This window comes from Streptomyces sp. NPDC055239, assembly GCF_053606205.1.
Genome location: NZ_JBSGRD010000012.1, coordinates 83582 through 98435, shown reverse-complemented (window position 1 = coordinate 98435; position 14854 = coordinate 83582). Strand labels below are relative to the sequence as shown.

Here is a 14854-nt window from a genome sequence, read left to right as displayed (position 1 = left end):
CTCAGCTCCGTGCTCGCTATGGGGTGCGTGTGTTCAGCATTGTGAACGCGGGAGAACTTGAGGTGCGATCTCGACTTGAGCATCGCCCGCTCTAAGTCATGGGCCCTCCCTTCCTCGGGTCGGGGAGTCACCTGCTGTCGGCGTAGGCCATGCAGTGATGTCACTTCCGCCGATACTGAATGCATCGCCCAAGCGAATACAGAAATACGTCAAATTATTTCCCGATGAACGGGTGGCCTGATCCAGGCTCCTTGTGGCTGCGAGTAGTTCACTGATATTTCCACGCGATGGGTCTTCACTTAGGAAGTCTCCCAAGTATCGCTCAGCGCTTTCCCAGTTGCATATTGCACAGCAAGCAAGGAAAAGATTTCCCGTGTCTGAGATGTGAGGAGTTTCCCTGGTTGAATCGAGAGAGAGGTGTTCAATCAGCTGTTCGAGCTGATTCTTTCCGTCTGGGTTCCCCAGGGCGTGCAGCGCCACCCCCCTCTCGTACAGGAACCAAGTTTCATCAGGTTTGATCTCAAGGGCACGTGCGAGGGGGGCGATAGCTTCCTCGTAACGACACATGTAGCGGTAGGTTACACCCCGGTTGGCTAGAGACCACGCATGATCTGGTTGCAGCTCCGTTGCTCGAAATGAATCGCGCAGCGCTTCCTCGTAATTCCCCATTAGGCGATAGATGACACTGCGACTACTGAGGGCGTAAAAGGAATTAGGTTCGATTTCGATGGCATGGGTTAATTTAGCGAGGGATTCTTCGTATAGCCCCATCGATTCGTAGACGCGTCCTTGGCTGATGAGGGCCCACGCGTGATTGGGGTTGGCTACGATGGCGCGGGTGAGGTCGGCCAGCGCCTCCTCGTAGCGCTTCATGTAATGGTAGATGTCGCCGCGATTAGTGAGGGCCCAGGGTGAGTTGGGGTCGATTTCGATGGCGCGGGTGTAGTCGGCGAGTGCTTCCTCGTGGCTCCCCATCGAACGGTAGGTGTTGCCACGGCTGATGAGGGCCCATGTGTAAGTGGGGTCGGTTTCGGCGGCGCGGGTGTAGTCGGCGAGTGCTTCCTCGTAGCGCTTCATGGAGTGGTAGGTGCTGCCGCGGTTAGTGAGCGCCCATGTATAGGTGGTGGGGTCGGTTTCGATGGCGTGGGTGTAGTCGGCGAGTGCTTCCTCGTAGCGCTTCATGGACTCGTAGGTGTTGCCACGACTGATGAGCGCCCATGTGTAGGTGGGGTCGGTTTCGATGGCGTGGGTGTAGTCGGCCAGTGCTTTCTCGTAGCTCCCCATGGACTCGTACGTCAGGCCACGATGGGCGCATGCCCATGCATGGGTGGGGTCGATTTCGATGGCGTGGGTGTAGTCGACCAGCGCTTCCTCGTAGCTCCCCATGGACTCGTACGTCAGGCCTCGCCGCGTGAATCCCTTGATTTCAGCAGGCTGAATTTCGATGGAGCGGGTAAAGTCGGAGATCGCCTTTTCCGAGTGGCTCATAAGGCGATGCGTTTCGCCGCGACCGCGCAAAGCAGTGGAATTCTCCGGCTCAAGAGAAAGCGCAGCATTGTAGTCGACCAGGGCCTGGTCGTATTTACCAGCTCTGCGGTGTTCTTGGCCGCGGAGGGAATGGGCCTTGGATCTCCCCAGGGTGTCGAGTTCAGCGCGGGATAGCACCAGCGAAATGGCAGCTATGCCAGGTTGGTCATTCTCTAAAGTTCTCAGGAGTTCCTTTCCCCAATCACTTACAGTGTCGCTATCGGTGTCCTGGCCAGCTTGAATAAAGGTCTGAGCCCATCGGCGAAAGGTGCTCGTGCTGCGGGTGTAAGCGTCCAGCGCTTCACGTAAAGCGCTGGAAAGGGCAGTGCCGGGGTCGGCGCACAATCGATGGTATGTCTCCTGTATTCGGAGACTGCGCCAGTGCGCGTCCTCCCAGTTATTGGTGTTCGGATTAGTGGGGGTTTCGATAAGGGTTCGCCGTTGACGAAAGGAATCAGCCAAGCGAGTGTGATGCACACGCCATCGTGCTGGTGATTGCTGGCGTTGCAAGCGCAGCATCACAGTTCGGACGACCTCGTGGAACGTGCATCGCCCGGCATGATCTGTGACAAAGGGCATTGACTGCAGCCAGCTGAACAGCTCCCCGGCGCCCTCGTCGTCGACAGCCGCGCGGAAAATGTCTTCATCGAGCTCCTGCGGGAGCGCTGCGGCCAAGGCTGCAGCACGACGAGCGGGATCAGACTCCCATTTGAGGAATCTCTCAACTGCAGTTCCGCTTGGATCTCCTACCTCTGCTGCATTCGCTGGCCGTGACTCGGCCAGGGTGGAAATCAGCACGGGTAGCCGTTCGGAGAGTTTAAGTATCACATCGATGACGTGTTCGTCGGTAATTTCCTTGGAGGTCAGAAACTGGCGTGCCTCCACTTCCGTGAACACATTTAGTGGAAGATCCGTAACCAGGTCGAGCCAGTCCCCCCAACGCTGTAGGTTGAGCTGCTGTTGCCCTGAGAGGACCACTAGAACGTTTGCCGGTATCTCGCCGTATCGATCGCTGACCAAAACATGTCGCAGCCATACATCAAGCAGCGGTCCTGTGCGTTCATAGGTGTCGAAGAACAAGACTAACCAAGGGCAGCGTCTTGCAACCTCCGCCAGGTCTTTCAGGAAGACCGGTGTGAGGGCCTGTATTGGAGATAGGACCAGCTGAACATCTTCTTGACTGCGTAGCCGTGCGCTAAGCAGCGCCTTTACGCGGTCTGCCCCAGCGGCTACTTGACTCGGGTCGACCGCACCAGTGAATGCACCAACTCCGGGAATCAGGCCTAGCCCAGCGAGACCAAGCTGCGAAACCACCATGCTCGATGGAGATGGCGGTTGTCCTGCTGGGTCCGCCCCACCTGCAGCGTTGACTGGGTCGGTCCCGGCTGTGGTGGCCCCAGCACTGACTTCATAGTGGCGCTGCCGATACGTTGCCAGTAGCTTGTCGAAGCTCTTCAGTGCTGCACCCTGTTGAGCGAACTGAGCACTGACTGCGGCCATCGCTTCGACCACGTCCACTACTGACTCGTCGACGTACGCGGTCAGCGCTTCTGCTTCACGGGCGGCATTCTCCAATTGTCGAACCAGGGTGGACTTGCCGACGCCAGCCTGGCCATGGATATGGAAGAGGAACTGGGGTGTCTCTTCTGGAGGACGATTCAAAGCGTCCTTGAAAGCTGTAATCTCGCCATGACGACCGACGAAACCGCTCCGGCGCCATTGCCGGATCAGCTCCTGCCGTGTCGGACCCCGACCCGCCACCTGTACACCTTCCTCAAACGGATGGGCGTATCACCAAGGCCATGCTCCACTAGGTGGCTAGCTCCTGTCTCCAGGACACCCAACTACTCATCCGCTGAGATCTGGCAGGTTGGCCGGATCGTTCTCGCAGGCCAGCCAGGGAACCGCCGGGCCGTCTGTGGGCCGTCCAAGGGCGGCCCACAGACACGAGTGGTGACCAACAACGACCACCACCGATAGTCGGTGACCTGGCCGGGGCCCAACCGTCTGCGACACTGGAAGAACCATGCCTGTACCCGGAGAACTCACCTTCGTCGCGCCCCGCGGAGCCAAGAAGCCGCCGCGGCATCTCGCCGACCTCACGCCCGCCGAGCGCAAGGAAGCCGTCGCAGCTGTCGGCGAGAAACCGTTTCGCGCCAAGCAGCTCTCGCAGCACTACTTCGCGCGGTACGCGCACGACCCGGAGCAGTGGACCGACATCCCCGCCGGTTCGCGCCAGAAGCTGCAAGAGGCGCTGCTTCCCGAGTTGATGTCCGTGGTGCGGCACATCAGCTGTGACGACGACACCACCCGCAAGACGCTGTGGCGCCTCTTCGACGGGACGCTCGTCGAGTCCGTGCTCATGCGCTACCCGGACCGCGTGACGATGTGCATCTCGTCGCAGGCCGGGTGCGGGATGAACTGCCCGTTCTGTGCGACCGGGCAGGCCGGCCTCGACCGGAATCTGACGACCGCCGAGATCGTGCACCAGATCGTCGACGGGATGCGCGCGCTCAGGGATGGTGAAATCCCGGGCGGGCCCGCACGGCTCTCCAACATCGTGTTCATGGGGATGGGCGAGCCGCTCGCCAACTACAACCGCGTGGCCGGTGCCATTCGCAGGCTCACCGACCCCGAGCCCGATGGCGTCGGTCTCTCGCAGCGTGGCATCACCGTGTCGACCGTCGGCCTCGTGCCCGCCATCCACCGGTTCGCCGACGAGGGCTTCAAGTGCCGCCTCGCCATCTCGCTGCACGCGCCCGACGACGAGCTGCGCGACACCCTCGTACCCGTCAATACGCGGTGGAACGTGCGTGAGGTGCTCGAGGCGGGCTGGGAGTACTCGGCCAAGTCCGGGCGCCGGCTCTCCATCGAGTACGCGCTGATCCGCGACATCAACGACCAGGCGTGGCGCGGTGACCGGCTCGGGCGGCTGCTCAAGAACAAGCCCGTGCACGTGAACCTGATCCCGCTGAACCCGACGCCGGGTTCGAAGTGGACCGCGTCGCGGCCGGAGGACGAGAAGGCCTTCGTGGACGCCATCGCCGCTCATGGCGTGCCTGTCACGGTTCGTGACACCCGTGGTCAGGAGATCGACGGGGCGTGCGGTCAGCTCGCCGCGTCCGAGCGTTAGTCCGCCGGGCGTTAGTCTGGCCGGAACACAACTTCATAGCCGGAACACATCTTCATATTCCGACAGGGGAGCGCCACAGCGCTGAGAGTGCGGCACCAAGGACAGGTTGGCCGCAGACCCTCTGAACCTTGCCCGGGTCATTCCGGGTAGGAAGTTCGGACATCACTCATGCTGTTGCGCCCTGCCCGCAGCCCCTTCAAGGCTGTGGGCAGGGCCGCGTCTCTTCCTGGTCACTCCAGGAGGAATCAATTCAGTGAGCACCATCAACAACAGCGTCACCAAGAAGGTCGCCGTCACCGCCGTCGCCGTCGGCCTCTCGCTCGTCGCGCTCTCCGCGTGCGGCAGCTCGTCCGGCAGTGGCGACAAGGCCGCCGATTCCAAGAGCGTCACGCTTGTCAGCCATGACTCCTTCAACGTCTCCAAGGACGTACTGAAGGCGTTCGAGAAGAGCTCCGGCTACAAGGTCAACGTCCTCAAGGACGGCGACGCGGGTGCCGCCGTGAACAAGGCGATCCTGTCCAAGGACAACCCGCAGGGGGATGTCTTCTTCGGTGTCGACAACACGCTTCTCTCTCGCGCGCTCGACAACGATCTGTTTCAGTCTTACGAGGCCAAGGGCTCGGATCAGATCGGCTCGCAGTTCCGCGTCGATCAGGGCAAGCATCGCGTCACGCCCGTCGACAGCGGCGACATCTGCGTCAACTACGACAAGAAGTACTTCGCCGACAAGAAGCTCGCCCCGCCGAAGTCCTTCGCCGACCTGGCCAAGCCCGCGTACAAGAACCTGCTCGTGACCGAGAACGCCGCTACCTCGTCTCCCGGGCTCGGGTTCCTGCTCGGCAGCGCCGCACAGTACGGCGATGGGGGCTGGCAGGGGTACTGGAAGAAGCTCAAGGCCAATGGCGTCAAGGTCGTCGACGGCTGGGAGCAGGCCTACAACGAGGAGTTCTCCGGGTCTGCCGGGGGCAAGAAGGCCAAGGGCGAGAGGCCGCTCGTCGTCTCCTACGCCTCGTCGCCGCCCGTCGAGGTGCTCTACGCCAAGCCGCAGCCCAAGGAGGCGCCGACCGGCGTCGCGACCGGCACCTGCTTCCGGCAGGTCGAGTACGCAGGGCTGCTCAGCAATGCCAAGAACGAGAAGGGCGGCAAGGCGCTGCTCGACTTCCTCATCAGCGCCAAGTTCCAGAACGACATGCCGCTGAACATGTTCGTGAACCCGGTGCGGAAGAACGCCGAGCTGCCCGAGCTGTTCGTCAAGCACGGCGTGACCATCGACAAGCCGGAGACCATGGCTCCGAAGAAGATCGCCGACAACCGCGAGCAGTGGGTCAAGTCGTGGACCTCGCTCGTACTGAAGTAAAGAGCCAGGCCCGCAAGAGGGCCGGGCGCGGGGGCGCGGCGCGGCTCGGTCTCATGGCCGCGCCCGTCGCGTTCTTCGCGCTCTTCTTCGCCTACCCGGTCGCCGCGATCGTCGCGCGCGGCCTGAAGGTGGGCGGGGAGTGGCGTTTCGGGCGGATCCTCGATGTCCTCGCGCAGTCCGACGTCCGGCACGTGCTCTGGTTCACCACCTGGCAGGCGCTCGCGTCGACCGCGCTCACGCTGCTCATCGCGCTCCCGGGCGCGTACGTCTTCGCGCGCTTCGAGTTCAGGGGCAAGCAGGTCCTGCGGGCGGTCGTCACGGTGCCGTTCGTGCTGCCGACGGTCGTCGTCGGTACCGCGTTCCTCGCGCTGCTCGGGCGGGGTGGGCTGTTGGACGAGATGTGGGGTGTGCGGCTCGACACGACCGTGTGGGCGATTCTGCTCGCGCACGTCTTCTTCAACTACGCCGTTGTCGTACGGACGGTCGGCGGGCTCTGGTCGCAGCTCGACCCGCGCCAGGAGGAGGCCGCGCGGATGCTCGGCGCCTCGCGGTGGACCGCCTGGCGGACGGTGACGTTGCCCGCTCTCGGTCCCGCCGTCGCCGCGGCGTCCCTCATGGTTTTTCTCTTCACGTTCACCTCCTTCGGTGTCGTGCAGATCCTCGGCGGGCCCGCGTACTCGACCCTCGAAGTCGAGATCTACCGGCAGACCGCCCAGCTCCTCGACCTGTCGACGGCCGCCGTCCTGACGATCGTGCAGTTCGCGGCGGTCGGCCTGATCCTCGCCGTGCACGCGTGGACCGTGCGCAGGCGGGAGACCGCGCTGAAGCTCGTCGACGCGTCAGCTGTGGCGCGACGGCCGCGCGGCGCGGGGCAGTGGGCGCTGCTCACCGGGGTCATGGTCACCATCGCCGTGCTGATACTGCTGCCGCTCGGGGTCCTGATCGAGCGCTCGCTGAGCGGGCCCGACGGCTACGGCTTCACCTACTTCAAGGAGCTGACATCGGCGGAAGGCGGGGCTTTCCTCGTCCCGCCGATCGACGCCGTCTGGAATTCGCTCCAGTACGCGCTCGCCGCCACCGCCATCGCCCTGGTGATCGGCGGGCTCGCGGCGGCGGCGCTCACCCGGAAGGCCGGTCGCCTGGTGCGCGGTTTCGACGCGCTCCTGATGCTGCCGCTCGGGGTCTCCGCGGTGACGGTCGGCTTCGGGTTCCTGATCACGCTGGACAAGCCACCTCTTGACCTGCGCTCCACGTGGATCCTGGTGCCGCTCGCGCAGGCGCTTGTGGGCGTGCCCTTCGTCGTACGCACCATGCTTCCCGTCCTGCGCGCGGTGGACGGACGCCTGCGCGAGGCGGCGGCCGTGCTCGGGGCATCGCCCCTGCGGGCGTGGCGGGAGGTCGACCTGCCGATGGTGCGACGGGCGCTGCTCATCGCCGCCGGGTTCGCCTTCGCCGTGTCCCTGGGCGAGTTCGGCGCGACGGTGTTCATCGCGCGGCCGGACAACCCGACGCTCCCGGTCGCCGTGGCACGGCTCCTCGGGCGGGCGGGTGAGCTCAACTACGGCCAGGCGATGGCTCTTTCGACGATCTTGATGGTGGTGTGCGCGGTGTCCCTGCTGCTGCTCGAACGGCTCCGTACCGACCGCACGACCGGGGAGTTCTGATGATGAGCGCAGGGTCAGATGTGGGTGTGGGTGTGAGTGTGGGGTTGCTGACGCTCGCCGACGCGACCGTGCGGTTCGGGGCGCGAGCCGTCCTTGACGGGGTCGGTCTGGAGGTCTCGCCGCACGAGATCGTGTGCGTCCTCGGGCCCAGCGGCAGCGGCAAGTCGACGCTGCTGCGTGCGGTCGCCGGGCTCCAGGAGCTCGACGCCGGGCAGGTCCTGCTCGACGGCCGCGATCAGCGGGGCGTGCCCGCGCACAAGCGTGGGGTCGGCCTGATGTTCCAGGATCATCAGCTGTTCCCGCAGCGCGACGTGGCGGGCAATGTCGCCTTCGGGCTGCGCATGCACGGGGCGTCGCGGGCTGAACAGGCCGACCGGGTCGCCGAGTTGCTCGATCTCGTCGGCCTTCCGGGTGCGCAGAAGCGTGCCGTCGCCTCGCTCTCCGGCGGCGAGCAGCAGCGGGTCGCTCTGGCGCGGGCGCTCGCGCCGAGGCCGCGCCTGCTGATGCTGGATGAGCCGCTCGGGCAGCTCGACCGGTCGCTGCGCGAGCGGCTTGTCGTCGAACTCCGCGAACTCTTCGACGAGTTGGGTACGACGGTGCTCGCGGTCACGCATGACCAGGGCGAGGCGTTCGCGCTCGCGGACCGGGTCGTGGTGATGCGGGAAGGGCGTATCGCCCAGTCCGGTACGCCTCTTGAGGTCTGGCGGCATCCGGCGGACGAGTTCGTGGCGCGGTTCCTCGGCTTCGACAACGTCGTCGACGCGACGGTCGTGGGTGACGTGGCGGACACCGTCTGGGGGAAGGTGCCGGTGCCGGAGGGCGCGGAGGACGGGCCGTGCCGGCTCCTTGTCCGGCCGACCGGAGTGCGGCTCGTGCCCGCCGACGAGGGAGTGCCGTGCGTGGTGACGGCGCGTACCTTCCGGGGTACCCATGTCGCCGTACATCTGGAGCCCCGGTCGGGGCCGCGCCTTGAGGCGGCCTGTGCGCTGCGGGACGCGCCCGGGGTGGGGGAGACGGTGGGCGTCGCGTTCGATGTGGGGGATGTCGTGCTTCTGGGCTGACCCGGCAGATGTCGTGGTGCTGGGGAGCGGGGGTTGCCGGATTTCTGGCTGGAGCGGGCGTCGGGTGGGTGGAATTTCCCCAGCCCCAGCCCCAGCCCCAGCCCCAGCCCCGCCCCTTCCCGAAAACCCGCTCCGGCGCGGGGGCCTGGGGCGCCGTCGTCACCGGCGAGCGCCAAGTTCGCCCTCAAACACCGGACGGGCCGGACTATCCGCCGGACTGGATGGATGCCAGCGCCGCCGGAGCCTCCTCCACCCCGTCCACCAACGCGATCCGCGCCTCCATCGACCGCCCCCGCGCCAGCGCCCGCAGCAGCGGCCAGGCAGGGAGGTGTTCCGTCCAGTGCGCGCGGTCCACCAGGACCATCGGGGCCGGCTCGCCACGCGACTCGTAGTAGTTCGGTGTCGCCGCGTCGAAGACTTCCTGGACCGTGCCCGCCGCGCCGGGGAGGAAGATTATGCCCGCGTTCGAGCGCGCGAGCAGGCCGTCCTCGCGGGTGGCGTTGGCGAAGTACTTGGCCAGGTGGGTGGCGAAGGCGTTCGGCGGCTCGTGGCCGTAGAACCAGGTGGGGATGCCCACCGAGTCGCCGCCGGAGGGCCAGCGCTCGCGGATCTCGAAGGCGGCCCGCGCCCAGTCGGTGATCGAGGGGGTGAAGGACGGCGCCTTGCCGAGGAGCTCGAGCGCCTCGTCCAGCATCTCGTCGCGGAAGACGGACGCGTACGCCCCCAGGTTCGCCGCCTCCATCGCGCCGGGGCCGCCGCCCGTGGCGACCGTGAACCCGTCGCGGGCGAGCGAGCGCCCGAGCCGGGCGGCACCGGCGTACGCCTCCGTGCCGCGGGCCATCGCGTGCCCGCCCATGACGCCCACCACCCGTGCGCTGACGAGGAGTTCGTCGAGGGCGTCCGAGACCGAGTCGTCGTGGATCGAGCGGAGCATCGAGGAGAAGACGTCGCCGTCGGCCTTGGTCTCCTGGAACCAGGCGTATGCACGGGCGTCGGGAGTCGCCTCGTACCCGCCATCGGCGAGTCCCGCGAACAGTTCCTCCGGCGTGTGGAGAAGTCCGCGGTACGGGTCGAACGGCAGGCCGGGGACGGGTGGGAACACCAGCGCCCCGGCGGCCCGCACCGCGTCCACCGCTTCCTGCTCCATCGCGCAGCCGAGGAACACCGTGCCCGTGGCGTCGCAGTCCCGCAGCGAGGACGTACGCCCCGTCAGGTCTATCGCCTGGACCCGGCATCCGGCGAGCGAACCGTGTGCGGCGATCTCGTCGAACTCCTCGAGCGACTCGATCTCGCGGTCACCGCCCGGGAGTCGGGGGGAGGGGCCGGGGGCGGACGCGGATTCAGGAGTCGGCTGCATCCGCCCATGCTAAGCAGATCGTGTGCTGACTAAGCGGATCGTGTGCTGAGCAGATCGCGCCGGGCGTCGGCCGTGACCCCGCGAGCCCGTCACCGACAGCTCTCAGCCCTGCACCGCGGAGGGGTCCATCCACACGATTTCCCAGGTGTGGCCGTCCAGGTCGTCGAAGGCGCGGCCGTACATCATGCCGTGGTCCTGCGTCTCGCCCGCCGTGCCACCGATCGCCACGGCCTTGTCGACCAGTTCGTCGACCTTCTCGCGGCTCTCGGCGCTCAGACAGAGCAGGGTCTCGCTGGTCGTCGTCGAGTCCGCGATCTCCTTCTTCGTGAAGTCCTGGTAGCGCGGCTTGCTCAGCAGCATCGCGATGATCGTCTCGCTGATCACGACGCAGGCGCAGTCGTCCGTCGAGAACTGCGGGTTGATCGTGTAGCCGAGCTCCGTGAAGAACTTCCTTGAGCTGTCGACGTCGTTCACGGCGAGGTTCACGAAGATCATCTGCTGGTACATGAGGTGTCTCCCGGTGAGGTGAGTCCTGCGAGTCGGCGCGTGCGTTCGTGCCAGTGCCCGTGTCTTACGGAGGGGTAGACGTACGTTCGACGCGGAACTCATCGGCCGTCGCGGGATTTCTTTCCGCACGGTCGGCCGGGTCTCTCACCCCGTGAGCGGCACCGCGGCCAACTCCGCGACCACCCAGGTCAGCGGCCCGAACACGGCCGCGAGTGTGCCCGCCCGCAGCGCCGCCGTGCCGCGCAGCATCGACGTCGGCGCCCCGAGCTGGAGCAGCGCGGACGTCGTGTCCGCGCGGGCGTGCTTGGCCTCGATCGCGACCGTGATCACGGTGAGCGCCGCGCAGCCCGCGACGAGCAGCGATCCGAGCATGGTCAGCGGGCCGATGGCGGGCCGGTCACCGGAGTAGAGGGTGAGCGCCGCGTACGCCCCGGAGCCCACCGCACAGAGCACCCCGAGCGGACGCCCGATCCGCCGCGCGTCCTCCTGCAGCCCGCGCCCGGCGAGCAGCCGCATCGCGCCCGGCCGCACCGATTGCAGGACCCGTCCGCACAGATACGTGAGGCCGGGACCCGCGAGCGCGAGGCCGATCGCCGTGAGCGTCCACCCGGCGAGCACCCCCACGGGGCTGCCGGCCAGGCCGCCCGGCATCGCGAGGTCCGACGCACTCTTCGAGCGGCTCGCGTACGACTCGACGGCGAGGCCCGCCGCGAGCAGCGCGACCCCCCAGGGAAGCCCGCTCGGCGGCGCGGCAGGGCGCGCCGCTCCGTCCTGCTCGTCGCGCGGCTTGGGGGGCCGGGGCCGCAGCGCGGCGGCGCTCGCCGCGGAGGCGGTCAGCGGGACGACGGCGAGGAGGGTGAGCGCGGCGGCGAGGGGCAACGGGTACCGGGCGGCGAGCAGTTCGGCGGCGGCGCCGTCGAACGGCAGGCCCGTCAGATCGCCGCGCAGGTGCAGGAAGAACAGGAGCGCCACCATCGAGCCGAGCGTGCACGCGACGGCCGTGGAGATCGCGGCGAGCACCGTGAGCTTGGCGGGGCCGAGGCCCACCGCCGAGAGCCCGGAGCGCGGCAGGGTCGCCGGGTCGGTGCGGGCGACGGTGACGGCGAAGTAGACGGTGGCGGCGATCGGTGCGACGCACCAGGCGAGGCGCAGCAGGGCGCCGCCCGACGCGTCCGCGTGCCCCATCGCGTACCCCAGCGTGCACAGGAGCAGGAAGCCGGTGCCCGCCGAAGCGGCGGCGACGAGCAGTCTGCGCAGCTGGACCAGGGGGTGGGCCCCGCGGGCTAGACGGAGAGCGAGCACGCGGCCCGGCCTTCCGCGTCGTCGGAGTCGCCATCGGCGGACGCATCACCGGCACCACCGTCCGCAGCAGGCTCTCCGCCCGCCCCCGGCAGATGCACCGTGTTCACGCGCCGCCCGTCGAGCAGCGTGACCGTCCGGTCGGCGAGGGCGGCGACCTCCGCGTCGTGCGTGGCGAGGACGACCGTGATGCCGTGCGAGCGGGCCGCGGTCGTCAGCGTACGAAGGACGTGGGCGCGGTCGGCGCGGTACAGCGGCGCGGTCGGCTCGTCGGCGAAGATCACGGACGGCATCGTGACCAGGGCGCGGGCGATGGCGATGCGCTGGCGCTGGGCCTGGAGCAGCGCGTGGGGCCGCTTGCGGGCGCAGTCGCCGATGTCGAGGCGGTCGAGCCACTCCTGGGCGCTGTTCTTGGACGTCCGGTGCGACGCGCCGCGCAGCATCAGCGGCAGCGCGACGTTCTCGCGGGCGGTGAGCTCGGGCACGAGGTGCGGCTCCGGGTCGATCCAGCCGAAGCGGTCGCGGCGCAGGCGCTCGCGGACCGCCGCGCTCATCGTGTGCACCGGTGCGCTGTTGAACCAGACCTCGCCCCGCTCGGGCAGGAGCTGGCCGCAGAGGCAGCGCAGGAGGGTCGTCTTGCCGCTGCCGCGCGGCCCGGTGACGGCGAGGATCTCGCCCTCGCGCACGCCCAGGGACACGCCGGTGAGCGCGGGCGAGCCGTTGTGTGTGACGTGCAGGGCGCGTGCCCACAGCACGTCGTTGTCCGGCGGGGCCACCATCACGTACACCTCGGTTCAGATCAGTTTGCCTCCCCCGTACGGGGGAACGAAGGCGGGGCCGATCGGTCACTGGGCACGCTAGGGATCCAGGCCGCGCTGCCTGGAAACGACGCGGCCCCCGGGCGCCCGTCTCACTCGAACGGGCGCCCCGGGGGCCGCTGTTGATCACTCGATCACGCGATCACATGATGCTGATCAGAGCTTCGTCCACGCCTCCGTGAGGACCTGGCGCAGTACGCCCTCGATCTCGTCGAAGGTCTCCTGGGTGGAGATCAGCGGCGGGGCGAGCTGGATGACCGGGTCGCCACGGTCGTCGGCGCGGCAGTACAGGCCGTTCTCGAAGAGCGCCTTGGAGAGGAAGCCGTACAGGACGCGCTCGGTCTCCTCGTCGTTGAACGTCTCCTTGGTGGCCTTGTCCTTCACGAGCTCGATGCCGTAGAAGAAGCCGTTGCCGCGGACGTCGCCGACGATCGGCAGGTCGTGCAGCTTGCGCAGGGTCTGGTAGAACGCGTCCTCGTTGTCGAGGACGTGCTGGTTGAGACCCTCCTTCTCGAAGATGTCGAGGTTGGCGATGCCGACCGCGGCCGAGACCGGGTGGCCGCCGAAGGTGTAGCCGTGCAGGAAGGTGTTGTCGCCCTTGTAGAACGGCTCGGCGAGCTTGTCCGAGATGATGCAGGCGCCGATCGGGGAGTAGCCCGACGTCATGCCCTTGGCGCAGGTGATCATGTCAGGGACGTAGCCGAACTTGTCGCAGGCGAACATCGTGCCGAGACGGCCGAAGGCACAGATGACCTCGTCCGACACGAGAAGCACGTCGTACTTGTCGCAGATCTCGCGCACCCGCTGGAAGTAGCCGGGCGGCGGCGGGAAACAGCCACCGGCGTTCTGCACCGGCTCAAGGAACACGGCGGCGACCGTCTCGGGGCCCTCGAAGAGGATCTCCTGCTCGATCTGGTCGGCGGCCCAGCGGCCGAAGGCCACCGGATCGTCGCCGTGGATCGAGGCGCGGTAGATGTTCGTGTTCGGCACCTTGTGCGCGCCCGGGACGAGCGGCTCGAAGGGGGCCTTCAGGGCGGGCAGACCCGTGATGGACAGGGCGCCCTGCGGGGTGCCGTGGTAAGCGACCGCGCGCGAGATGACCTTGTACTTCTGGTGGTTGCCGGTGAGCTTGTGGTACTGCTTCGCCAGCTTCCACGCGGTCTCGACGGCCTCGCCGCCACCGGTGGTGAAGAAGACCTTGTTGAGGTCGCCCGGCGCGTAGTTGGCGAGACGTTCCGCCAGCTCGACGGCGTTCGGGTGGGCGTAGCTCCACACCGGGAAGAAGGCCAGCTCCTGCGCCTGCTTGTACGCCGTCTCTGCGAGCTCGTGACGACCGTGACCGGCGTTGACCACGAACAGGCCGGAGAGGCCGTCGAGGTACTTCTTGCCCTTGTCGTCGTAGATGTAGGTGCCTTCGCCACGCACGATGGTGGGCACGGGTGCGTTCTCGTAGTCCGACATGCGGGTGAAGTGCATCCACAGGTGGTCGTACGCGGTTCGGCTGAGGTCCTTGCTCACGGCTATCGGGTTCCCCACATATAGGTCTGCTTCTTGAGCTTCAGGTAGACGAAGCTCTCGGTGGAGCGCACGCCGGGGAGGGCGCGGATGCGCTTGTTGATCACTTCGAGAAGGTGGTCGTCGTCCTCGCAGACGACCTCCACCATCAGGTCGAAGGAGCCCGCGGTCATGACCACGTACTCACACTCGGCCATGGCCGTCAGCGCCTCCGCGACCGGATCCAGATCGCCCTCGACGTTGATGCCGACCATCGCCTGGCGCCGGAAACCCACGGTGAGCGGGTCCGTGACGGCGACGATCTGCATCACGCCCTGGTCGAGCAGCTTCTGGACGCGTTGGCGCACAGCCGCTTCGGAGAGGCCCACGGCCTTGCCGATGGCGGCGTACGGACGGCGTCCGTCCTCCTGAAGCTGTTCGATGATCCCCAAGGAGACGGCGTCGATGGGAGAAGAGCTGTTCCCGTGCCGGGAACTACCGGAATCTGCGCTGCGACTGGCCACGACCCCATGGTGCACAGGACTCGACAGTTCCGCAAGGTCAGATCGATGAAATTCGTTGTCTGAAGCTTCAATAGTCACGGATTTCGCAGCTACGGGCCCCCGGGTATGTTGAA

At 66.9% G+C, this 14854-nt stretch carries 11 protein-coding genes; 4 read left to right on the top strand and 7 right to left on the bottom strand.

Features of this window, described 5'->3' with window-relative positions; genetic code table 11:
- Positions 1-96 precede the first annotated feature (96 nt).
- Positions 97-3288, bottom strand: coding sequence for a tetratricopeptide repeat protein (locus ACWFRJ_RS32165; protein ID WP_453538850.1), 3192 nt, complete (start codon positions 3286-3288; stop codon positions 97-99).
- A 265-nt stretch (positions 3289-3553) separates the two neighbouring features.
- On the opposite strand from ACWFRJ_RS32165, the gene rlmN reads away from it, so the two are divergent.
- From rlmN to ACWFRJ_RS32145, 4 genes are all read left to right on the top strand, one after another.
- Positions 3554-4660, top strand: a complete 1107-nt coding sequence (gene rlmN, locus ACWFRJ_RS32160; RefSeq protein WP_453538847.1) for a 23S rRNA (adenine(2503)-C(2))-methyltransferase RlmN — start codon at positions 3554-3556, stop codon at positions 4658-4660.
- A 253-nt stretch (positions 4661-4913) separates the two neighbouring features.
- A complete protein-coding gene (locus ACWFRJ_RS32155) occupies positions 4914-6017 on the top strand; it encodes a thiamine ABC transporter substrate-binding protein (protein WP_453538844.1) in 1104 nt (367 codons plus the stop codon).
- A complete protein-coding gene (locus ACWFRJ_RS32150; RefSeq protein ID WP_453538841.1) occupies positions 5993-7681 on the top strand; it encodes an ABC transporter permease in 1689 nt (562 codons plus the stop codon). The genes ACWFRJ_RS32155 and ACWFRJ_RS32150 overlap by 25 nt, the downstream gene beginning before the upstream one ends.
- A 2-nt stretch (positions 7682-7683) precedes the next feature.
- Positions 7684-8742, top strand: coding sequence for an ABC transporter ATP-binding protein (locus tag ACWFRJ_RS32145; protein WP_453538838.1), 1059 nt, complete (start codon positions 7684-7686; stop codon positions 8740-8742).
- A gap of 205 nt (positions 8743-8947) precedes the next feature.
- Here the strand turns inward: ACWFRJ_RS32145 and ACWFRJ_RS32140 are convergent, their stop codons facing one another.
- The 6 genes from ACWFRJ_RS32140 to ACWFRJ_RS32115 form a co-directional block, all read right to left on the bottom strand.
- Complete coding sequence (locus ACWFRJ_RS32140) at positions 8948-10099, bottom strand: LOG family protein (RefSeq protein WP_453538835.1); 1152 nt, start codon at positions 10097-10099, stop codon at positions 8948-8950.
- A gap of 102 nt (positions 10100-10201) precedes the next feature.
- Positions 10202-10606 (bottom strand): VOC family protein, encoded by a 405-nt coding sequence (locus ACWFRJ_RS32135; protein ID WP_453538832.1) that lies wholly within the window; start codon positions 10604-10606, stop codon positions 10202-10204.
- A gap of 144 nt (positions 10607-10750) precedes the next feature.
- Positions 10751-11908 (bottom strand): hypothetical protein, encoded by a 1158-nt coding sequence (locus ACWFRJ_RS32130; protein ID WP_453538829.1) that lies wholly within the window; start codon positions 11906-11908, stop codon positions 10751-10753.
- Positions 11890-12684: an ABC transporter ATP-binding protein gene (locus ACWFRJ_RS32125; protein WP_453538826.1), complete on the bottom strand. Its 795-nt coding sequence runs from the start codon at positions 12682-12684 to the stop codon at positions 11890-11892. Before ACWFRJ_RS32125 ends, ACWFRJ_RS32130 begins: the two co-directional genes overlap by 19 nt.
- Before the next feature lie 195 nt (positions 12685-12879).
- Positions 12880-14259 carry an aspartate aminotransferase family protein gene (locus ACWFRJ_RS32120; RefSeq protein ID WP_453538823.1) on the bottom strand — a complete coding sequence of 460 codons (1380 nt, stop codon included), beginning with the start codon at positions 14257-14259 and terminating at the stop codon, positions 12880-12882.
- On the bottom strand, positions 14244-14756 hold the full coding sequence (locus tag ACWFRJ_RS32115) for an Lrp/AsnC family transcriptional regulator (protein ID WP_383273643.1): 513 nt from the start codon (positions 14754-14756) through the stop codon (positions 14244-14246). The genes ACWFRJ_RS32120 and ACWFRJ_RS32115 overlap by 16 nt, the downstream gene beginning before the upstream one ends.
- Positions 14757-14854: the final 98 nt, after the last annotated feature.